The 21,935-nt window shown below is 39.5% G+C and carries 24 protein-coding genes; 5 read left to right on the top strand and 19 right to left on the bottom strand.

Features of this window, described 5'->3' with window-relative positions; translation table 11 throughout:
- Positions 1 to 232: 232 nt before the first annotated feature.
- The 9 genes from V4U84_RS10915 to V4U84_RS10875 all read right to left on the bottom strand — a co-directional run bounded on the left by V4U84_RS10915 (position 233) and on the right by V4U84_RS10875 (position 6,700).
- Complete coding sequence (locus V4U84_RS10915; protein WP_334071349.1) at positions 233 to 733, bottom strand: hypothetical protein; 501 nt, start codon at positions 731 to 733, stop codon at positions 233 to 235.
- 19 nt (positions 734 to 752) lie between these two features.
- Complete coding sequence (locus V4U84_RS10910; protein ID WP_334071350.1) at positions 753 to 1,124, bottom strand: hypothetical protein; 372 nt, start codon at positions 1,122 to 1,124, stop codon at positions 753 to 755.
- A gap of 217 nt (positions 1,125 to 1,341) precedes the next feature.
- A complete protein-coding gene (locus V4U84_RS10905; RefSeq protein ID WP_334071352.1) occupies positions 1,342 to 1,761 on the bottom strand; it encodes a hypothetical protein in 420 nt (139 codons plus the stop codon).
- Positions 1,762 to 2,004: 243 nt separating this feature from the next.
- Positions 2,005 to 2,670 carry a hypothetical protein gene (locus V4U84_RS10900; protein ID WP_334071353.1) on the bottom strand — a complete coding sequence of 222 codons (666 nt, stop codon included), beginning with the start codon at positions 2,668 to 2,670 and terminating at the stop codon, positions 2,005 to 2,007.
- A 58-nt stretch (positions 2,671 to 2,728) separates the two neighbouring features.
- Positions 2,729 to 3,121 (bottom strand): hypothetical protein, encoded by a 393-nt coding sequence (locus V4U84_RS10895; RefSeq protein ID WP_334071354.1) that lies wholly within the window; start codon positions 3,119 to 3,121, stop codon positions 2,729 to 2,731.
- Positions 3,122 to 3,173: 52 nt separating this feature from the next.
- A complete protein-coding gene (locus V4U84_RS10890) occupies positions 3,174 to 3,812 on the bottom strand; it encodes a hypothetical protein (RefSeq protein WP_334071355.1) in 639 nt (212 codons plus the stop codon).
- Positions 3,813 to 3,918: 106 nt separating this feature from the next.
- Positions 3,919 to 4,377 carry a hypothetical protein gene (locus tag V4U84_RS10885; RefSeq protein WP_334071356.1) on the bottom strand — a complete coding sequence of 153 codons (459 nt, stop codon included), beginning with the start codon at positions 4,375 to 4,377 and terminating at the stop codon, positions 3,919 to 3,921.
- A 259-nt stretch (positions 4,378 to 4,636) separates the two neighbouring features.
- Positions 4,637 to 4,951: a hypothetical protein gene (locus tag V4U84_RS10880; protein WP_334071357.1), complete on the bottom strand. Its 315-nt coding sequence runs from the start codon at positions 4,949 to 4,951 to the stop codon at positions 4,637 to 4,639.
- Positions 4,952 to 5,251: 300 nt separating this feature from the next.
- Entirely contained in the window at positions 5,252 to 6,700 is a 1,449-nt protein-coding gene (locus V4U84_RS10875) for an SEFIR domain-containing protein (RefSeq protein WP_334071359.1), read from the bottom strand.
- Positions 6,701 to 7,030: 330 nt separating this feature from the next.
- Between V4U84_RS10875 and V4U84_RS10870 the strand changes: the two genes are divergently transcribed.
- Positions 7,031 to 8,224, top strand: a complete 1,194-nt coding sequence (locus V4U84_RS10870) for a hypothetical protein (RefSeq protein ID WP_334071360.1) — start codon at positions 7,031 to 7,033, stop codon at positions 8,222 to 8,224.
- Between the two features lie 483 nt (positions 8,225 to 8,707).
- Here V4U84_RS10870 and V4U84_RS10865 read toward each other — a convergent pair whose 3' ends face one another.
- The 4 genes from V4U84_RS10865 to V4U84_RS10850 form a co-directional block, all read right to left on the bottom strand.
- Positions 8,708 to 9,622, bottom strand: a complete 915-nt coding sequence (locus tag V4U84_RS10865; protein ID WP_334071361.1) for a hypothetical protein — start codon at positions 9,620 to 9,622, stop codon at positions 8,708 to 8,710.
- Positions 9,623 to 10,223: 601 nt separating this feature from the next.
- Positions 10,224 to 11,201: a hypothetical protein gene (locus V4U84_RS10860; RefSeq protein WP_334071362.1), complete on the bottom strand. Its 978-nt coding sequence runs from the start codon at positions 11,199 to 11,201 to the stop codon at positions 10,224 to 10,226.
- 262 nt (positions 11,202 to 11,463) lie between these two features.
- The gene (locus tag V4U84_RS10855; RefSeq protein WP_334071364.1) at positions 11,464 to 13,275 is read right to left on the bottom strand and encodes an ATP-dependent nuclease; all 1,812 of its coding nucleotides are present in this window, start codon (positions 13,273 to 13,275) and stop codon (positions 11,464 to 11,466) included.
- Positions 13,276 to 13,700: 425 nt separating this feature from the next.
- Entirely contained in the window at positions 13,701 to 13,976 is a 276-nt protein-coding gene (locus V4U84_RS10850; RefSeq protein ID WP_334071366.1) for a DUF6809 family protein, read from the bottom strand.
- 150 nt (positions 13,977 to 14,126) lie between these two features.
- Between V4U84_RS10850 and V4U84_RS10845 the strand changes: the two genes are divergently transcribed.
- The gene (locus tag V4U84_RS10845) at positions 14,127 to 14,345 is read left to right on the top strand and encodes a helix-turn-helix domain-containing protein (protein ID WP_334071367.1); all 219 of its coding nucleotides are present in this window, start codon (positions 14,127 to 14,129) and stop codon (positions 14,343 to 14,345) included.
- A gap of 95 nt (positions 14,346 to 14,440) precedes the next feature.
- Here the strand turns inward: V4U84_RS10845 and V4U84_RS10840 are convergent, their stop codons facing one another.
- The 6 genes from V4U84_RS10840 to V4U84_RS10815 form a co-directional block, all read right to left on the bottom strand.
- Positions 14,441 to 14,575 (bottom strand): hypothetical protein, encoded by a 135-nt coding sequence (locus tag V4U84_RS10840; RefSeq protein ID WP_334071368.1) that lies wholly within the window; start codon positions 14,573 to 14,575, stop codon positions 14,441 to 14,443.
- Between the two features lie 153 nt (positions 14,576 to 14,728).
- Positions 14,729 to 16,129, bottom strand: a complete 1,401-nt coding sequence (locus tag V4U84_RS10835) for an ABC transporter substrate-binding protein (protein WP_334071369.1) — start codon at positions 16,127 to 16,129, stop codon at positions 14,729 to 14,731.
- An 81-nt stretch (positions 16,130 to 16,210) separates the two neighbouring features.
- Positions 16,211 to 17,011, bottom strand: coding sequence for an endonuclease/exonuclease/phosphatase family protein (locus V4U84_RS10830; RefSeq protein WP_334077174.1), 801 nt, complete (start codon positions 17,009 to 17,011; stop codon positions 16,211 to 16,213).
- A gap of 11 nt (positions 17,012 to 17,022) precedes the next feature.
- Positions 17,023 to 17,745, bottom strand: coding sequence for a carbohydrate ABC transporter permease (locus tag V4U84_RS10825; protein WP_334077173.1), 723 nt, complete (start codon positions 17,743 to 17,745; stop codon positions 17,023 to 17,025).
- Positions 17,746 to 17,846: 101 nt separating this feature from the next.
- The gene (locus V4U84_RS10820) at positions 17,847 to 18,710 is read right to left on the bottom strand and encodes a carbohydrate ABC transporter permease (protein WP_334077172.1); all 864 of its coding nucleotides are present in this window, start codon (positions 18,708 to 18,710) and stop codon (positions 17,847 to 17,849) included.
- 154 nt (positions 18,711 to 18,864) lie between these two features.
- On the bottom strand, positions 18,865 to 19,578 hold the full coding sequence (locus V4U84_RS10815; RefSeq protein WP_334071373.1) for a GntR family transcriptional regulator: 714 nt from the start codon (positions 19,576 to 19,578) through the stop codon (positions 18,865 to 18,867).
- A 147-nt stretch (positions 19,579 to 19,725) separates the two neighbouring features.
- Here V4U84_RS10815 and V4U84_RS10810 point away from each other — a divergent pair, with 147 nt between their 5' ends.
- From V4U84_RS10810 to V4U84_RS10800, 3 genes are read left to right on the top strand one after another with little or no spacing between them, the layout of a single operon-like run.
- Positions 19,726 to 20,331, top strand: coding sequence for a TetR/AcrR family transcriptional regulator (locus tag V4U84_RS10810; RefSeq protein ID WP_334071374.1), 606 nt, complete (start codon positions 19,726 to 19,728; stop codon positions 20,329 to 20,331).
- A complete protein-coding gene (locus tag V4U84_RS10805) occupies positions 20,312 to 20,818 on the top strand; it encodes a flavodoxin family protein (protein ID WP_334071375.1) in 507 nt (168 codons plus the stop codon). Before V4U84_RS10810 ends, V4U84_RS10805 begins: the two co-directional genes overlap by 20 nt.
- Entirely contained in the window at positions 20,815 to 21,471 is a 657-nt protein-coding gene (locus V4U84_RS10800; RefSeq protein WP_334071376.1) for a flavodoxin family protein, read from the top strand. The genes V4U84_RS10805 and V4U84_RS10800 overlap by 4 nt, the downstream gene beginning before the upstream one ends.
- Positions 21,472 to 21,935: the final 464 nt, after the last annotated feature.

The raw sequence follows: 21,935 nt of genomic DNA, 5'->3' as shown, positions 1-21,935 counted from the left end.
CCTTGAATAGATAACGGATATTCAAATTTTATTAGAGGCAATATCATTATATTTTAAGTTCCGCAGTTAATAAGGGGAGTTTAGTGTCAATCAAAATCTTTCTATTTATTGGTGGATAAGAACATAGTCCCACCAGAGCCCGTATCCAGCGGGGGGTTCTAAGCCAATTTCTTGTCATATTCTTGAAACTAAAACTTGGTCCCTTTGCGCAATATGGTGAAAAACCAGGCATCTAGGTCTTAATGATCTTTGAATAATATCTTTTGAACATATTTCCGCTACTTTCATCGGTAACTTCTTCTGCTGCCCCCTCTTCGATATGTAATCCATTATATAATGCGTTCTCAGCAAACCATTTCACCAGATCGTTCAACTCATAACGCCCTTCATCATCTTGATTCTCATAAAAAGACGTCACCGTTAATGTAAATCCAGGGATTCCAACGTCCCCGTAAATGATGAATTTGAAGTCTTTATTCTTATATATATTCTTTAAATATTCCTCTATCTTGCCTTCTAAAAAAATGAATGATTGCGTGACATCATCTAAACTTATAGTTCCTTTTCTTAATAAACGAGTAAAACCATGAATATATCTATAATTAGTTAGCGCTTCTAAAGGTGTTAGAGTTCTGTCATTTGAAAAGAGAAAGTTCGGTTCCTCTATAATTCGCAGAATTTCTTTATAGGCTTTTTGCGCATGTTTGCTTAAATAAGTAAGCGTGTCGATCACATCCTTTGCTGCTAGACAATTAATACTTCCTTATTATTTCTGAACGGGGAACTCCCGTTATTTCTTCTATTTGCTTTGGATCTATTTTAAGTTGTCTCATTTTTCTTATCAGGTTATCTCTTTCAGTCCAACTTCCAAATAACTTTCCATTAATAAATCCATCTGCTCGAGCTTCCTCAATTTCTTTTGGAATCGTTATTACTTCAGAAATGATTTCCCCGCACCAAGAATCCTGCTCTTCATCAAACATGATTCTTGCATTTACTTGAATATCTTCTGTGTATATGATTACTTCTTCTCCCTCAGAGAGTTTAAAATAATCCATTTCCTCTTTTGATATTCTCAGTCTATTGGGATTAGGGCCATTAAAATCAGTCCAGATTTTTTTCATCTTCATTTTTTTCTCCTTGGTTTTTCAACAATTACACAACGTTCTAGGGATTAAACGAAACGACCCAGCGTTAGATAACTCTATCTTCGGCCGGGTCGTTTGTTGTCTGAGCAGCTTATTTCCATGATTATACATCCACAGTCAAAGCTCGCAAAATCGATATTTTGCTTACATAGACAGATTTAAAGCTGCGCCAAAGGCCGACCACAGCTAAGCTTTAACCATTTCTCTTCTTCCAACTTTCAATTTGCTTAATAAATTCCTTTGAACTAAATGTGCTTTCCAATTTATTTATCTGACTAAGGTCAATTTCATCTGATTTTATTGCACTTATTACTCTGCTTTCTAGTGCAAGATAACGTTCCTCTTTATATATGTTGATCAGTTTATCAAGCATCTCATCCGACCAAGATAATTTATAAAAATGCAACCAAATGATGTGCTCTTTTACACTTGAAGCAATATCGATATTGTCCTTATTTTCAGTAATTACTTCAATTGTGGATTCATTTAATAAGCTATGTATTTCATGTTGAACACGGATGTCCATTACATTTATTAGCTTTTCTATTTCTTTATAATTCTTTTGGTTTGCTGCTATATCAATCAGTTTAATGATAGAACTGATGTCAGACATTCAGATTCACCTTCAATAATTAATCATACGCTGAGATTACTTATAAAGTTTGAAAAAATCCCGGCTAACCAAGGGGGGGATGGCCTGCCTCCTTCGAGAAAAACTTTTAGAACGTTATTGGATCCCTGCAGTTCCAAATGTCTTATTATCGCACTTTCATAGTCTCGCCACCTAAAATAAAATGGCCCTAATGAATAGGTTTATTATCTTATCAGGAGGTGAAGTTGGAGCCTTTCTAGAGTACTAATAGGTCTTTAATCCCCAACAATCTGCAAAAATATAAAGCGAATCGGATGATTCACGTTGCGTTCCGAAGATACAGAACAATCTTTTTTCTTGATGATTTTTACTTAATGCAGTATCGGGTATCTTTAAATGCCTAATACAATACTCTATATTTGGCGCTTCACAATCGGACAAAATAGTAAAATTAGAAATGCCTTTCAGATGATCCACTACTATTTCGTCATTAACTAGATGATAGGAAGATATAACATTGTAAAACGTAAGTTCTGCTCTTTCATATTCCCACGAATCAAGCTCTATGAACATTCTAATATCTTCATTTTCTCTTGAAACTGAAACTAACTTTGAATCATGAAATCCTAATAATCTATTGAAATCAGAAGGCAGAGCTCCGTAATTTAAACCAAGCGGCATTCCATCATGCCCAAATAAAATAGGTGTTTTTCTTGGATAACCCAAACATTCAAGCCAAAATAATTGATAGTTTGCTTCTGGATTATCTAACTTTTCCAGCTCATTTAATAGTTCTCTGTAATGACTATTCCAAACTTCCTCTGTAAGTTTTCTTATAGTATTAAATGTCCTATTATACTGGTTATCAGCGATATCATAACAGGAGACTTTATACACAAGCTCAACAATTTTCTCGATCTTTTTCTTCATAAAAATACCCCTTGTATAATTTAATTCGCCCAATTGCATCCACGTCGTCTTAGAGATCTCAAAACATAAAATCGGTTATCTGTAGTTCATTAGTTTGAATCTTAATCCACTTCCCTGCCTCATACTTTGAGGAGTCATCTACTTCAATCAACAAAATACTGTGACCTAGACGAACAGCTATAATATTATCGTATTCAATTTGTTCCACTCGACCAATGAGATTTACTTTATCCATACTTATAAAAAGCTTCGGTTCTTCATCCATAGATTCGACGATATCTTTACCAAAGCACAGTGTTCCCGGAATATCTAACTCAACTACTACCTCCATGCCCTCTTTAACATGATTACTTGAATTCCAATAACCAAAACCTATACCTAAATCAGAAGAAAAAGTAACATTTATCTTATTTTCCTTCAGAAAACGCAATTCTAGAAGCTTTATCTTCATAGTGATCACCACCAAAGTGCTGATTTTCTTATATTCGCCTTTTCAGAGAAATTCAATTAGTCCATTCAAATCCGTTATGTATTTTATTTAAACTTATATTTTTCGAACCCCACTCCAACTTGTTATAGAGGATGTCATTTATAATGATCTGTTTAAAAGCATTCATTCTACGGGTTATTCGACTCGAAGTGATATTCTCCACTGAATAACTAGAATCAGGCCAGCATACATCCGTATCAAAGAAAGCTTTTACATCTTCTTCAAAAGCACACCCACCCACAATAAAATGGATCTCATTAAAAATATCTCGCAGCAAATTATAAAATTCTTGCATCTCGTCTTCTCGGATTCCAGGTTGTCCCCATTCGTGCGCATCAACCTCTGAACCATAGAAGCAAATCGAGAAGCAGAGAAGATCGGTGTTTATTCTCTCAACAAAGAGTAGGGATTGGCGAACTCTATGGGTACAAACCGTTAAGTTCAGACAAACTTGATGAACAGTTTTCCCTTCCGGATCGTCTTCATCAAACGGATACCCTTCGTAAAACCCATCAATCTTTTCAGGCGGATGATGCAGCACTATTTTTACTGCTAAAGAATTTGTTATTTTGTTTATCGTTTGCAGTAGTGTTTCAGATTCTTCAATTAAAAAACTGAGTTCTAAGAATGGGCCACCCTGTAACCAACTCATTAAGATTCTCCTTCCTCAGTAACGGTAGATAAAAAGCTGCGGATGGGTTTCAGCCGCAGCTCTTTTGTAAAAGGTTGATGATGAGACTGTTGTCCTTTACCGTCCATTAAGGAAGTGTTACTTTCTCCGCCTTATTTTGGTAATCACTGTATGACCACGTCCACTCACCGTCCTTCTGAAACGGAGCCAAGTACTCAAAATTCGCTTCGCCGTTCTCATCCGTATCCATCGCGACGACGATATCGGGTGGAAGGCGATCTTCCTTGCTGAACGCTTCGTAATAAGACGCCAACACTTCAGTCTCGAAGTTTTCCGTACGCAAATAGCTATCCGTCCGCTTGACGATGTCTTGTTGAACCGAGAGATCCGGCTTCGTCTCAAATGTATACCGGAATGTGACCCGTGTCGGTAAGGCTACCGTCTTCAAGGACTTGATCTCCGGGAACGCCTGGCTAACTTGTTCCTGGAATGCCTTCAATGAAGGACTGTTCAGCTCCTTGTGGGAAGTACAGCCGCCTAGGAGAACGATCCAGACAAGCAACATCATGATTCCGATTTTCTTCATGGAAATTACGCTCCGCTCGTTATTTGAAATACCTGAACCCTCCCCCTAGGCTCAAGAATGAGGTGATGGCGTCGAAATGGGTCCGATAGTTGATGCTGCGCCGGTCACCCATGTCGAAACAGCGATCCAACGGTTATCGTTCGTGTCGCGGTAATATTTCGTAATTGTCATCCAGTGCCATTCATACTCATAGCTTGAAAACTTGGACAGATTGATTGAGTGTGGCGACCGGGGAGTCAATCATAAGGCCTGCTTTCACTTATTCGGCCGTATTGTCCAGCGTGAACGAGGCATTACTGATACCGGCGCTCACCGTTACCTTCTTGTCTGATGCGTATTTCTCAATAGCGGAGGAGAATGACGATGTCGAGGTTTCCCCGAACGGCCTCGGGCTGATATAGCTGTACTTGGTATCCATGTGTCCGAGGAAATCATTGTAGTTATTAATTGATTTCGTGAACAGATTACCGTATTTGCTCGGATTTGTAATTTTGGCTAAGTAGGCCGTGATATTGGCGGCAGCCACAGGACCGCATCCTCTGTTTTCTTTCTGTCCGCCGTCCGACCACCACATTTGTTGCCTCCGTAACTATATTTGCCTGTGCTGTATTCAACCGGTACAAATAAATTATAGTTTCGTTCGGTGGAAAGGGCGACATCTTCCTTCGTGACGGCCATAGCAGATACCCCTGAGGTATTCAGTTGGATACGCGCACGATTCTCGTCGCTGCGGATATGTGTATAGACGCGTTCAATTTCTGCATAGTTGCGCTGAAATCTGGTCGGTGACATCAACCGGCGGCCGGTTATCATCGAATGTAATTTCTGCAAAAGATTTCAGACCAGCATTGTTCGATTTGATCAAGTAGAGCACTCATGGATTAATACCTATCTCCTGAGGTTTTATATGTGCTTGCAGTTTTTGGATTCCATAATGTGACCCATGGAATCTATAGTGGTCATCATGATTATAATTCTGGACTAAGTCTCTTAATTGCATAATATCAGTAACATTAAACAAAGAAAATGCTTGTTCAGCCCTTCTTTTAGATCTTAACTTTGCTAAAAATCTTATTGGAGATTGTTTGTATTCTCTGTAAATGTAAGTAATCGGAAACCATCTATAGCCACTCTTAATTAGAATTCCAGACAAATAAAATAAAAGAATGTCGCAGTCAATCAACTCTTGTTTACTAATAATTTTTTCATTTACTCTTTCGACTAAAATTTGTGCATGTAAACTAATTTTTCTTAAGCCAAGACGGTTATTTCTACTTTCCAATGAGGCAAGATGAAATCTAAAAGCCTCAAAACTCATTTCACTTTCTCTATACTTACTAATTGGTAAATAGTCTGTTAAAAGCAATACTGATAACGATTGGTATTGCTCATACTTGATCAAGATGGCACAGGTATATAGAAATAATTCGTGTAATATAAATTTATATTGATCGAATTGAACTTCATAATATGAACCACTACTACTTAATTCTGTAAATGAATACAACCGCTCAAACAACTCTACAATCCATTCGGTGTTAATCAAATCGCTTTCAGCTAGTTGTTTTATTGCATCTAAGTAGTTGTCTCTCAAAGGAGTGGAAGCATTAATTTTTTCTACTATTGTTTCATCGATCTCGGTTCCCTTGAGATCTTCATACATTAACTCTAATTCCTTCATATCTTCAATAAAAATGTCAGCAAAACTTCTCATTAAACCTTTAACTCTAGTAGGATTTGATTCAAGTGTTCTGCTTATTTGCCTGACAGTATTGGTTGATTTAAAATAGTTTAAACTTTCTTCATCTAAAAAAACTGGTCTTTTACCTAAAGACGGTTTTCTATACAAAGGGGCATTATATATATTCCTCACCAATTTCTCATAATTGTTCTCGAACGAATTGGCATCTGATAAGTCTATATAAATCCTCGATTTTATAAAATTTGGCATATACTCTTTACCGTTCTCATCTCGTTCAGCAATTATTGGTATGATTTTGGTTTGTTCTACATTTTCCAAAATCTCAGGAGTTATTAATAATTTTTCCGTGCCTACCCCACCTGTATTTGCATTAGCTTTTTCCTTGTAGCCTTCATCACATATTATTAATACTTTATCAATTTCGGGAGAAGTAACCATGCTTTCCATAAAGGCATATTTATCGTAACCCTCTTTTAGGTCCCATTTGTCTAGCTTAATATCTACTCCATCGCTTGACCGTAATCTTTCAGCTAAATTATACACCCATTGTTCGTGTTCAGGGGTAGTCCAACTATAAGACACGAAGACTTTAGGTGGTGCATTATTAGGATTTGGCTTCATAAATCGTTCCTCCAAGATTTTGAATATTTTTCCTGTATTTCATTTTAACATTTACATATTAGAAGCAACTATTCAAATGATCATTCTCAGAAAAGGGTATGGATTACTTCATACTATATCCATACTAAGTAGTTTTTAAAAGCGATCGATAATGAAGTTAATCTTTCATCATTCAATTTTTAATCAATCCCAACGCCTATCTATTTCTTTCCCCAAAAAAAGTTTCTGCAAAAAATCTACTACTTTAATCCCGTTTTTATAGGTCTTATGTACTTTTAATAACCCACATGTTAATATTATCCTGTTTACAAAAAACTAGGAGGCAATTTCATGAACAAGAAAATTAAAGTACTACTATCATTAGTTCTTGTTTTATCTTTTGTTTTACCCTTATTAATTATCGTTCCAAACCCAGTTCAAGCTAAGTATGTAAACGGATATTACCGTAAAGACGGTACTTATGTACGAGGGTATTATCGAAGCGATCACAATAGTAACTACACTTATACACCTTCTTATGATACATCTTCCCGAAGATCCAATACAGATTATACGATTTATCTCTATAAGGGAAACTCCTATTATAAAACAGTTCCGAAAAGCAATTTAATCTTTGTACAAGGGTATTATCGAGCAGATGGTACTTATGTAAGACCACATTTTAGAACTCATCCGAACGATTTTTTAACGGATAACTTTAGTTATCTAGGAATCTCATCATTAAAACCACTTCAGAGGTACACAAATTTCAAGTACAGTGACAATTTAAGTATTGCAGAAATTGAAAATTACTTGGCTTATGAAGTCAGTGATATTAGTTTAAATGTTGACCAGTTAAACAGTCTGAAGAATTATGCAAGTTTTATTCATGCTTCTACATCTGACAGTAGCAAGACCCTTAGCGCCGTAACTACCGGTATTGAGTTCTACACAAAACTAGGAGTATCAAAGGAACTCGCATTAGAACTGGTTGCATTTGATATTAGTGGTAAGTTGACCCCATCATCTTATTTAAGTCAGATTTTATATCAAAACAATATATATTCCTTATCAGAAGAAAATTATTATCTTTTTAAAGCTTACGCATTTGCGTTAGCAGGCAGTAAAGATTCTCAATATGGAGAATTCTACGCCAAGCAAACTAAAAAAATCGGAGAATTTTTATATACTAAAATCGGATTAAGTAATCCAACAATACAAGTTGAGATGGATATTATGCAAAATTTCTTATATAGCGACGAGCATCTTCAAAATTTTTCCATGGATGTAGATGATATGTTTCTAATCAACAAATCAGGCTATTCTACAGATGAAGTGAACTACTATTTAAACACGATTATTAAGAGTTATTCGGGGACTGGAGTAGATTATTCGCGATATGAAGCTTCGCTATGGATACTATCAAATGATAAGTCTATGCCTAGATATTTAGTTAAAAATGGTTTTGATCTGTATAGTAAAGTTGGTTTAAGTACCGAACAAACAATATGTCAAATTTCAAAAGATATTGTGATGTTCTTTTAATTTTTGAATAGGCTATCAAAAAAATGATAGCCTATTTTTTCGTTCAAATTTTAACTTCACGTAATACAACATTTTTAATTACGTTTTTGTTTGCAAGAATAAACCCAACCTTAAATAGCACTTAGGCTGGAACTATTGTTGTCTGAGCTTCTTTCATAATAATATATCTGTAAATAGACCAAGGGGAATCCTTGTATATTGTTGATTACTGTATTGTCTCTTTGTTGTCTATACTTCAACTATTTCTTCGTCATTGTATCTAAAATCGACTTCATTATTCTCTAATCGAAAAACGAGTTTTCGGTTATATTAAACAACACGTCCTTCTAACCATCGAATTTCAATAGCCCCTTGTACATAATGTATTTATGGTTTGGAAGTTGTTTTGAATATTATAATGTTCTACTACTCACTCAATTATCCTCTCTAATACTCATCTTATTGCATACCATAACACAGCTATACCATATTTTTATTCTCCATTTATATCATATAATCTGACTGTAATTCTTTTTCACTACTCTTAATATTCTCATCACTAAATTTCCATAAATTCACCAACAATATAGACTTAATAATCTCCCATTTGCTGTGTTCTTCACAGTAACCAAACCTCAGATATTTTGTTTTCCTTCTAGTTTTATTACATGCTCTACAGATATATAGCCCAGACTGCGGTACCTTATCTTCGATTGTAAAATAGCCCTTTGATTTACCTATCTTTTTGAGTATTGGTTCTAAATACTTGGCAGGAATCATTCCTATTCCAATAAATGTTGTCGGTAAAGAAATAAATACTGTAAAGAGAAATAATACATTCAAAATGGGATTTTTTATGATTGCAGAATCCTTGTTGAAATAATAGTATAAACAACTCATTATTATGCACATATAAAAAAATATGGTTATTATAATAAAAGACTTCCCTATTACTTTTAGAATTTTTTCATAGATCTTCTCAGTATACTTCTTTTTATAGCTTTCGAAATGATTATTATATAGTTCTTGAAGCTCTGTAAATTCTTTATTAAAACGATTTTTAACACTTTCTCTCAACGCTTGATACTCTTCACTCTCAAAAAAAATATTGCTTCTTTGTTCGAAAAGAATTAAATCTGTAATTTCATTTAATGTATCCGGATTTAAAAGATAACCATACTTATTAACTATATCTGCTACTTCTCCGTTAGTTAACGTACTATTATTGCTTTTTGAATAGAAGGTTACTTTTAATGGAAGATAGATATTTTCAAGCTTTTCCCTAAGATTTCTTTCAAAATAAATTCTCTCCTCATTTTTATTTTTGTTCGTTGTAACCATAGTAGTGACTATCAATGCAGCTATTGCTATAGCCCCAGATATTATTGAAGAAATAATTGTGGGTGAAAGATTAATCATAAAGCTAGTTTCCCCTTCGGAACCTTTAAATATATTGAATTCTTTACATTTAATTGCCTTAATTCAAAACTTAATCTTGTAGGATAGCTTGTCTGGTTTTACTTTTTTACCTAACACGGGCAAAGAACTATAACGCCCTCCATAACGCTAACGTCTCTCTATAACTCAAAGGGCTGTCTGAAGATACCGCGCCACCACAAACGTATTTTTGCATAACCAAAGGCCAGCCCGCTGGGACTCTATCATAAATAACGGAAGTTGTCATCAATCATCTATCTCCAGCTATTATTGTTCCGTAATATGTTTAATTGGACTCCGATGATAATAAGAATTAGAAAGGAAGTAATAGAGATTGATCATCATAATACATCAATAATAGATTTGAAATGAGTTATTACAAAATATACATTAGTGCCTTAGTTAATTTTGTTAACATTCCTGTGTCACGACGTCACACCGGCTCCGTCAGGAACCGCCCGCGATACGTTAGTCGGTGCAGCACATATCCGGTGATTCACTTCTATACCAATCGCTCCTTGCTGACGAGAAGCCGTTTAGAATCAAGGCGTGAATATGGATAGGCAAATTTGTGCTGACTTCGTTAAATTACCTTCCAAAATAAGTTAAAGTCGGAATAATAGGCTAGCCTTGGAGGTTTTCTATTGCCTAAGCTACTATTAAATATTTCATAATATTTTGATTTTATTGAATCAGGAAGACTATCCCAATAATCAGGTGATATATGAATATTCTCAATATAAGTTGCAATTAAATTTGATACGATAATCTTTTGTTGTTCTATCGGAACATTGACTATTTGCGAATTAATAAATGTATATCTATTCTTATCTTTAGTTAAGTAACTTAGTAAAACAAATGTAAATCCCTGTTGTGGAAATATAGTGAAAAAAATTGGGGTCATATATGAGTCTGGAGAATTAATAATGTTTCCAATATTATCTCTTCCTAAGAAAAACATTGATGTTGAAGCAATTCCATATTCACTTGGCCAAATTAATAAATCTGTAGTAATTCTATCAAACCTTCCATTCCGCAGGTTCGAGTTCAGTGTGTTCTTTAAACGCTCTATTAATTTGAGGTGCTCTTCATAATCTTTAACTCGACTTTCCAATTTATTAATTGAATTCAACTTTTGTTCTATTGCTTCTTGCAACCGAAACCTATACATTTGATACGAACTATAACGTTCATAATATCCTAACGCAAATGCTCGATAGGCAAATAAATAGTTTTGATGTAAATTTCCTCTAGTGTATTCATTGGCTTCAATTGGTTTAAAGACTTTGCTATCATGATTATTACAAAACCCTGTGAAAGTGGATGCCTTTGATATAGCTACTTCATGTAACCTTACCTTTCCCTTATCCGCTATAGACTTACTAAAATCTATTGTAAGTACCATACTATTTCTTGCTAATCTGTTTAGTATACCATTCTCTTGAAGGGAGTGAGCATGGCTAACTCCGTTGCAAGTATCATCTTGCAGGATACAACCCGAAAAAATCGACTGATTTCTTATTTTTCTATACTTTCTGATTTTTTCTAAGTTATTGTTCAAAATAGTCACACTCCTTAAGAATGAAATTCAAAACTATTCTCGCCAGCACTTTTTACACGACTGTTCCCACGATCGTAACCTCACCGACATGAAACCCGAAGGATTGACCGCGCTGCGGCTAGCGGTGCAAATGTGTCATCTACTATCTTAGGTTGGACGTTTGTTGTGGGGACTTTCTTCGAGAAAATTATAATCTTACAACAAATAGCGATACCTTTGGAGCATGAATACAGTATAAGGTAAAATAATTGTTATCTTAGAGCTATCCAATCTTTCTAAACAAGTCAAGTTTAAGTAATAAATTCTTAAGGTCCTCTGGTATTTCGCTCACTGAAAATTCATCGATGATTTTAAAATCAGTCAAACTAATATTATAAATTTTTTGAAGCTCTGCTCTTAATTGTTTTAAAACTTCCTTGCCGGGAACTATCTCCATTCTAGTTTTAAGATCCCTCCACTTATCTTCAAATATCCCCATAGAATCTCTATTTATTGTTGCTTGATCAAGCCCTGAACTCCTTAAGTATTCTGCTCTTCTAGCTAAGTATTGTGATTGAATGTCTATCTTCATTGAGGTTGTAATGTTATCGAGAATCCGAAAAACAGATTCAGATTCAGCTATTTCATTTCCGGTTCTTTTCTCTCTATCACGTATAGCCTTTTTTATTGCTTTATCAAGAACATCCGGTTCTAATAGATAATTTTCAATTTCCTTTCTTTCATGTATATGAGAAAATTCAAGATGTTTATTTAGTTCAACTAGTATACTATTTATCTCTTCACTACACCTGTAATCTTTATCAAAGACTGCCCCGATATGCAGTGAAGAATTCAATGTTTCTTTAAAGCCCCAAGCAAATGAACGAATAGTATCCCAATATGAAAATCCACCGCATTCAAATGCAGTTATATCATTTCCTGTTGCTAATTCAACTAATCCTAAGTTCTTAGCAAACCTCCTTAATATCTTATAATCATCCAACCCCTCTACGAATAATAATCTTCCTGTCCTTGCTAAATGTGTTAGGGTAATATTTTGAATTGATCCAACAGCATCCATTGCTTTCTGAATATCTTCAATATCTTTTAGTCTTTCTGCCGATCGCAACGATTTATTTATCAAAAGAATTTCGGATGCGTCTGCTTCACCCATAATTTCAGTAGAATGTGATGCTATTATTATATCTGGACCACAGTCTCTAAGTATTCCCAATAGTTGTCTCTGAACATCTGGATGTAAATACACTTCTGGCTCATCTACAATCAAAATTGAAGACTCTCTACAACGTGAAATATGTGTTAAAAGCTGGCACCAAATTTGAAATCCAAAACCCGACCAATAAAGTTCACGTGCTATACGATTTTCATTACAAAACATTATAAGTTCAGAGGACATAACGTTTGTTTGTTTTGGAGGCTCTATGGTCATTCCCGGCCAAGTTTTACTAACTAGTTCAGAAAATTCTTCAAAGCCTTGTGGATAATACCTCCAATAATTCCGGAAATGTCTAGAGGCTCTGTGGGTAGTTAGTCCTTTCCTCACAGTTTCTTCTGAAATTATTTGTTCATTTTGCTCGATTGGGCCTAACACTGGAACTATTTCTAACGAAATAGGGAATTGTTCCTTAAACTGCTTTGGGCCGGTGACAATTTTACCTTTAGTTTCCGTTAACAAGTAACACCCACCTGAAAAGGGGAAAAATAAAATTAGACGATTTCCATTTGATAAACGGAAATTTACTATAGAATCAATTTCAGCATAGTCGGTATGAACATTTTCTAGAGACATTGGCAATGCTTCTTCAGAGATTGGATAGCCGAACTTATCACCTTCGGGAGTGTTAACAATTGATGCTTTTTTTGAAAGAGCTTGTCTAATACCTACTCCTAATGCCCGAAACGCACTTATTATTGTAGATTTCCCACTATTATTTGGTCCCACCAAAATATTCATTCGTTGTAGCTTGACAGAAAAATTTTTAAGAGCTTTAAAATTTTTAAATTCTACAGAGGTTATACTTGCTTTGCTAGTCATATATATTTGTTCCTCCTTAATTTGGTTATTTAAATCCACCTAACGTTTCTCCCATTTACGTAACTCCTCAGGAATAGCAATAATTCCACTTTATGACTGAGGTCCCTGTTTGATATTCAAAATATACCTATCGACTTTTATTATTTTTACTCTTTTAGCTAAACTGCCCAAGTTTCAATTTTTTCCTCTTAGCACCAATTTCAAATAACGCTCTGTCTACGAATTCAGAAATTACAAGAATACGAATAAAATAAAATGCCTATTAGAAATAGTATTTATGGCCTATAGTCCTATTCTACAATATAATTGGAATAATATGCCGAACAAATAACTATTTTCTCGAAAATAAAAAACTTCCGCTAAAATTAGCGAAAGCATTGAATCTATATTTTATTTATACGCCAAAAAGTACTTACAGCTTCCCAATTTTATTTATCAAGCCCCAGCTCCGCCTTCCATCAATCTCACTTCCCCTCCCCACAAAACACCTCGACCATCACCAAAGCCCCCATCCTAAACCCCTGAACAAAAGCCTCACTTACTACCATAGAACTAGATTCCCCGTTCAAATCCAAGATCTCCTCAAGGGTTTTGAAATCGCCCTCCGAAAATCTTTGCTTGGCTTCCACCATCAAATCAGATAGTTTTCTATTGAGCTGGCGATATTCGGGATCGGTAGGGATCATTCGCTCTTCTGGGTTTAGATTGCCTCTGTAAAGCTCCTCCAAAATACTCTTCATTCGACTCACCCTTTAGGAATTATGTAAACGGTATAGTTTAGAATCTTTAAAACGGCCAACAATTCAAGTATAAATAGATTTTATGCGAAAAATGCATAAAACTCAATATGCAGTTTTCGCATAAATTAAACTTAGCTTGGGTGATGAACGATGTACAAGAGAATACGCGATTTGCGTGAGGACAGGGATATGACGCAACAACAATTGGCAGAGTATCTAAACATCTCTCAAGCAACCTATTCCCGATACGAAAACGGGAATTTGGACGTACCGAGTTCTGTGTTGATTAAGTTATCCGGATTTTACAACGTAAGTATCGACTACATTCTGGGTCAGACAAATATCTCTAAGCGACCTACGGAAAAATAGTTTGGTTAAATAAAAAATAAACAAGCCCAAGTTAATATACAACTGAGCTTGTCTTTTTTCCTCCCCCTACTTCTCCACCAACGCCCCCTGCAAATTCACCGTGTTAAACTCGGATCCGCTCCAATCGTGGTGTCTCCCGCCGCTTTGGCCTTCTCCAGCGCGGCATTATATCGCGCGTTCAAATCGCTCAATACCTTGTCCAAATTCTGGCCGTCGAAGATGATAGCCAAGCGATCCGGCGATACCCTCCACCTGCATTCCCCTCCAAGCACACTCCTTGATCGAGCCATTTACAACAAAAGAACGTGCATGGGCCGATCAAGGCTTCCCATGCACGTCTCATATTTGTCATTACAACACGATTATCAAGGACTACTTTTTATTTACTCTATTGTAGTCTTCTTATTTACTCTATTGTAGTCCTCCAAAGCTTTGTTGGAGGCGGCGGCCATATCTTTAATGGCTTGGTCGATATCTTTTTTGCCTGTAACATAGGCCAGGGTTTCATCCTTTATCGCGCGGTTGAATTCACCGGAGACCGGGTTCATGGGTTCCTGAGTTTCCGGAGACGACGCGTGCAGTTGCTCGATTGCGGTTTTAAATAAAGGATTGTCCTCCAAATGCTGCTTCATTTCAGGCAAATCATAGGTTTTTTTGTTGACCGGGAAATAACCGGTGCCTGTATGCCATGTAAATTGGGTTTTTGGAGAAGTGCTGTATTTCATATATTCCCATGCGGCATCGATGTTCGATGGTTCGCCTCTGTCCACCAGGTACAGCGCCGAACCGCCGACAGCTACTCCGCCTTTGTCACTTTCATGGACCTTAGGCAAGAACGCGGTGCCTACTTCAAATTTATCGCCCACCGCGGTTAACGTTCCTTTTACTCCTGCTGTAGAATTAAGGAACATACCCAGCTTTCCTGCAGCAAAAACCTCGTTCGTTTTTACTTCGGGGCCCGTTTGGATGCCGCCGTATTCCACAGCCTTTTTCCAAGTGGTTAGGAATTCTTTCATCGTACCTGTCGAATCAAATTCTACTTGGGTCATGGTGTCTTCACGACCGTTTTTGTTATTGCCGATATAGCCTCCCTGCATCCCGATCCAGCTCGACAAGTGGTATTGGTCCGGCGTTACGGAAAGACCCCATTGCGTCACTTGATCTCCGTTTCTCTTCGTCATCTTGGCGGCGTATTGGCCCATTTCATCAATGGTTTGAGGAGGTTTATTCGGGTCCAACCCCGCTTCTTTAAACATGTTTTTATTGTAGTACAACAAAACTGTAGAGTTGGCAAACGGAACTCCCGCCAATTTGCCTTTGAAGCTGAAGGAAGAAACGGTATTTGGCTCTAAATCCGCTATATTGAAAGACGGGTCTTTATCGATCATCGATTGCGCCCAGATAATACTAGGCACATCCTTGATATATGCCGTGTCCGATGCGGGAACTTGTACGATATCCGGCAAGTTTTTGGTATCCTTCGCCTGGACGGCCGCTTTTACTTTTTTCAGCAAGTCCTGGTAACTGCCTTGAAATACCGGCGTAACTACGATCCCCTTTTCCTTACCTATCGTATCGTTGAAATTTTGGACGACTTCTTTAACCACACCTTCATTCGTGCCCCCCATGGCATGCCAAAATGTTAAATTAACCGTTCCGGATTGGCTGGCTTTAGCCATCGCGCTGCTGCTGGCGTCCATGTGAGATGCGGTTGTGTCGGTTTTCGTCCCGCACCCGGTAAGTAGTATGATCGATGCGGCTAGTACTGCAATGGTTTTCCTCATTCCCAAATCCTCCTAATGGTTATGTGTGTTTTTTATATTAACTACCTATCAGTGCGCTGGGTCTGCGTCTGAATGGGCAGATTAATCTGCTTGCATTTCCATATGGGCCACGATCGGATAATGATCCGACGGGTACCCCTCTTCAACCTTGTCTCTCACAATCGCACTGGATTTAAAGTCAATCCCTTGACTGCTCATAATGTAATCGATAGGGCTGCCTTCTGTGCCCCCCTGATAGCCGTGAAACGTTCTGCTATGTTTCTTCTCTTCCTCGGACATGAGGTCGAAGCAGCTTGTCATAGGCTCGAATTCATGGATCACATCGAGCAATCCGCTCTCCGGAGTATCGTTGAAATCGCCGGTTAGTATGACCGGTAAGGGGATGCCCAGATTCTGTTCCCGCATGTTTTTCAAAATCAGTCTCAACCCATCTGTTCTAGCCACCTTGCCTATATGATCCAAATGAGTATTAAAAAACCTTATCGCGGGCTTTGTCTCGCCATGAAAAGCAAGCTCTACCCATGAACAAATTCTTTCGCATTGGGCATCCCAGCCAAAACTGCCGATCACATCCGGAGTTTCCGACAACATAAACGAACCGCTTCCCAAGATGGAAAAGCTGTCCCTTTTAACAAAAATAGCGCTGAATTCCCCCGCCTCTTCCGCACGGGTTCGGTTAACCCCATATACATCATAGGTTCCGTGGAACCGGTCTTTTAGCCAATCCAGCATAGGAACCGTCGCTTCCTGCGTACCGATCAAATCCGGCTTGCGGTCCTCGATGATTTTGGCTACCCAATGCTTTCTTTTTCCCCATACATAAGGGTCTGTAGCTACTGCCGTACGCAAATTGAATGTCATCACGGTAAATGCTCTGCTCACTTCAACGCCTCCTATCCTTTAATTGCGGAAAATGTAATCCCTTGTACCAACTGCCTCTGGAATACGAGGAAAATAAATACCGATGGAATCAGAATGACCGTAACCCCCGCCATTACCGGACCATACACCATGCTTTCTTCGAATTGGAGCATAGTAATTCCAACCTGCACGGTTCTCATATGCTCGGTGTTGGTAACCAATAAAGGCCACAGGTAAGCATTCCACAGCCCGATAAAAGAAGCGATAAATATGGACGACAATACGGATCTGGACATCGGCAACAGGATATTCAGAAAAAAACGCAGATCCCCGCAGCCATCGACAAACGCGGCATCCCTGAAATCCCTCGGCATCGTTTTGAAATGCTGCCGCAGCATAAACATAAATGTAGCCGAGGCGACCATGACAATCATAATGCCTGCGTAGGTGTTGATTAATTTCATATTCGCTACGGTGATGTAATTGGTAATAATGAGCATATCGCCCGGAATCATCATCGTTCCAAGAATAATCAGAAACCAAAAATGTTTGCCCTTAAAATCGAAGAAAGCAAAGGAGTACGCCGCTAAGCTGCTTGTAATCAATCTTCCGATCGTTCCGATCGACGCGATCAAAAAGGAGTTCCACATAAATAGGAGAATAGGCGTGGACGTAAACACCGTCTTGTAATTCTCCCAATATAAGGTGCTTGGAAATAATTTGGGAGGATAGGAGCTTAGGTCAGACGCGCTCATAAAGCTTACTCCCACGCAATAAATAACCGGAAAGGAGACAATCAGTCCTACAAGAAGACCAAGAATGCTCATGAACAGCTTGTGTACATACCTGGATCTCATCATGTGTAATGAACCCCTTTTTTCTCATATACAAAGCTCAGCAAAGTAACCAGCATAACAATGACGAAGATTAAGACGGCTACGGCGGATCCGTATCCGTATTTCGCATTCTCAAACGCCTCGATATACATCCAGTACATCATCGTTTCCGTAGATCCCATAGGACCCCCTTTCGTAATAATCCATACGGGACCGAAAACCATCAATGAACCGATCAAATCCGTACAAATCAAGAAAAAAATCGTGGGAGAGATTAAGGGCATTTTTATGCTTACCAGCTTCTGAAAATAGTTGCAGCCTTCCATATCCGCCGCTTCCAACAACTCTGACGGCACATTTCGGAGCGCCGCAAGCAAAAACAAAAAGCTGAATCCGAGTCCCATCCACACGCTAAGGATCGAAATGCCTACCATCGCATATTTTTCATCGCCAAACCAGTCGATGCCTAAGCCCGTCAAATAGTTAAACATACCGATTGTCGGATTCATAAGCAGTTGGAATATCATGACTGCCGAAGACATGGATACCGCCATGGGCAGTGCGAACATAATTTGATAGATGTGATTTCCTTTTCTCTTCTTTTCCGCCAAAAGCGCCAAAGCCAAACTGATCAAAAATGTAGCGGGAATCGTTATCGCCGTATATTCCAACGTATTTAACAAGGTATTGACCAACATCTTATCTTTGAAAAGATTAATAAAGTTTTCGAACCCAACAAACTCAACCGGGTTTCCATTCAGATCAACCAAAGTAAATCCCAAGTAGACCGTCTTGGCGAACGGATAATAGGTGAACAAAATAACAAACAGCAAACATGGCAACATAAACAAATAAGGTTTGATTATTTTTTTTATCCAGCCCATACAGGACTCCCTTCCCATTTTTCAAGAGGTATAGACATCTTTGCCAATATCGTAACGTAAAAGTATTCGCCGACTGTCAAATCGATTTATATGTTTTGTAAAGCAAAAGAACCCGCTCTGTAGAAACAGAACGGGCTCCTCGCGGTCAAATCGGCTAGATCGTGCGTCTTATACGGAACGTGAAGACATCGTTGCGCAAATAATCCAGCGAGTACAGGACTGGCTGATTGACTTCGTCATAATGAGTCTGCTTCAGCAGCAGCACGGTCGTTTGCGGGTGCAGCAGAAGCCGCTGGCAATTGCGGTCGATATGCAGCGGTACGCTGATTTCCGAATCGGCCGTCACGATCTTGCGGCCAAGCTGCTTCTCGAAAAATTCCAGCAGCGAGCCTTCGAACTGATCGTTATCGAAGCGATCCCCCGCGATCTGCCGGGGGATGACGTTGATCGAATAGGAAACCGGCTCTCCGTTGGCCGAACGAAACCGCTCCAGCATAATGACCGGATCATCCGGCTGAATGCCCAGCGCTTGGGCAGCTTCCGGCGCGCATCGCTCCGTCTTGAGCCGAACGCGTTCCTCGCCCTCATCCAACCGGGCGGCCTGAATCATCGAGCCGATGCTCGACAGCTTCTCAAGCGAACTTGAGATGAGCGGCAGCGGCTGGATCACGAACGTTCCCACTCCGTGCTTGATGAGAAGCCTTCCTTCCTGCTCCAGCGCACGAACAGCCGAACGAAAGGTTTCGCGGCTGACGCCGAACTCCTTGGCCATCACCAGCTCCGAAGGCATCCGTTCGCCGATTCGCAGTTCCCCGTTGTCAATCATTTCCGTTAACCGCTGCTTGACTTGATAGTGTTTGGCCTGCATAACTACGTCTACTCCTCTAGACAACTTTATTCAATTCTGCTGGATATCCGTATCCGTTGTCAAGTAGGACATGACAGCCTTCAATCTTGACAGCGTCAAGATTTAAAGTTATCTTTACATTGTAAAGTTAAAGAAGGAGCGATATTTTTGAAACCTAAACCCTATCATCATGGAGATTTACGTAACACCTTAATCGAAACCGGCATTGAGCTGATTAGCGAGGAAGGGTTGGGAGGTTTCTCCTTGCGTAAGGTTGCAGCCAAATGCGGTGTCAGTCACGCTGCTCCTTACAGTCATTTCAAGGATATGCAGGAGCTGTTGGCGGCCATGGCAGATCATGTCACCGAGCAGTTTACGGCTTCCCTACAAGCCTCCATTGAAGGGCAAAACGACCCCATGTCGGCCATGGAAAAGCTTGGAACGGCCTATATTACTTTTTTCGAGCAGCATCCCACTTACCTGCCGTTCTTATTTTTTCAGTCGGGCATCATCATTCAGGTAGACGAAGGAGCGGAAGATGTTCCCCCTTATCCACCGTTTGCGGTATTCCGGGAAACCGGCTACCGGCTGTTCCGCAGTTTGGGTCTTCCACCTGAGCTGGACGGCACAATGCTGATGGCTTACTGGTCGCTTGTACACGGCGTGGCATCACTACTATCCAGCAGCGGCATTCGATATTCAGGCAATTGGCAAAAGGTATGGCAAATCATTCTTCAATCGGGAGGAACAGCAAATGAGACTGATTGTCCATGATCTAGCGAACCATGATTATGATGCTTGGCTAAGCGGCTTCAGCAGGGATACGGATGAAGTCATTGGAGAGTCCGGTACCATTCGTCATTGTGTAGGCTGCTTTGGTTGTTGGGTTCGCACTCCGGGAACCTGCGTGCTTAAAGACTCCTATAAGCACATGGGCGAACGGTTCGCCGCCTGCGATGAATTGGTGCTGATCAGCCGCAACGTGTATGGAGGATACAGCCCGTTCGTCAGCAATGTGTTGAACAGGTCATTACCCTATGTCCTACCCTATTTTGTAATCCAAGACGGTGAGACACATCACCAGCAGCGCTACAAGCAGCGATTCAAGTTCTCGGTCCATTTCTATGGAGAAGGAATAACGGAGGCGGAACGCCACACGGCACAAGCATTGACCCGGGCCAATGCAATAAATCTGGATGCGTCCCATTATAGTGTTTCTTTTCACAACACACTTCACGAGTTGGCGGAGGTACAACCATGAAAATTGCATTGATTAATGGCAGCCCAAAGGGTGGACCAAGCAACTCCGGATTTCTGCTGGAAAAGCTCAAGCCACTCATCACCGAAGGCAACGAGCTCCACTCGTACCGAGTTAATGCAAAGCAGTTGAAACCTGAGCAATATCGGGAGCTTAACGAAGCCGATGTCATCGTGCTGGCATTTCCGCTTTATTTTGATGCCATCCCTTCGCATCTGCTGCGGATGATGGTCGAATTGGAGAATTACCGGCAGAGTGAGCCAGGGAACCCGAACCTCATCGTTTATGCGCTAATTAATAATGGATTTTTCGAAGGGCGTCAGTGCACCCTTGCAGCAGATATGGTGAGTAACTGGTGCATACGCTGCGGCTTCCGTTTTGGAATGGCCGTTGGCCACGGAGCAGGAGAGATGTTCCACAACTTAAAACAGGTGCCGCTGGGTAAAGGCCCACTGAAGAATCTCGGCAAGGCGATGACCCGGCTCTCCACGGCCATCCTCACCCGCAGCAGTGCAGAATCGCTGTTTATTCAGCCAAACTTCCCGCGTATTCTATGGCGTTTGTCCGCTACCCATTTCTTCTGGCACCGCAAAGCAAAGCAGAATGGACTCCGGCCGAAGGATCTGAGGAAGCAGCCGTTTCAGGAAAACCGGTAACGAGGATAGATCATGCGTTTCAATGATATGGAGATGCTACTTGTCCCAGATCCACCCCATGCCCCTCGCTGACGGACAAAGCAATCAAATGCAGGAAAGGCGGAGCTGGGCAAGGATGTGATAGGGTTTCGAATGTACGTTGCCAACAGTAGATATAAAGTCCCGCCGTCGGAGTCTGCATCATTAACGGGAAAATTTCCCGTTAATGTACCTCTCTTGGCTCTTCGATCAGATTTAGCTGGAAAAGCTCCATCTATTTCGCGGCCCGATTGCCGATATACACAATTTCAGGCGAATTAACGGGAGGTTTTCCAGCTAATTCGCCTCTGCAGCCGCATACGCACCAAATTAACGGGAAGAATTCCCTTTAATTCGAACCAAACCCTTAGTTGCGGGTCAAGCGTGTGAAGAGAACTCTTTGCACTGCTGTCTAATATCAAATCAATGTACAGAAAATATCAAAC

This window comes from Paenibacillus sanfengchensis, from assembly GCF_036864765.1.
In the GTDB taxonomy this organism is placed as follows: Bacteria; Bacillota; Bacilli; order Paenibacillales; family Paenibacillaceae; genus Fontibacillus; species Fontibacillus sanfengchensis.
This window is presented reverse-complemented; position numbering and strand designations above follow the sequence as displayed.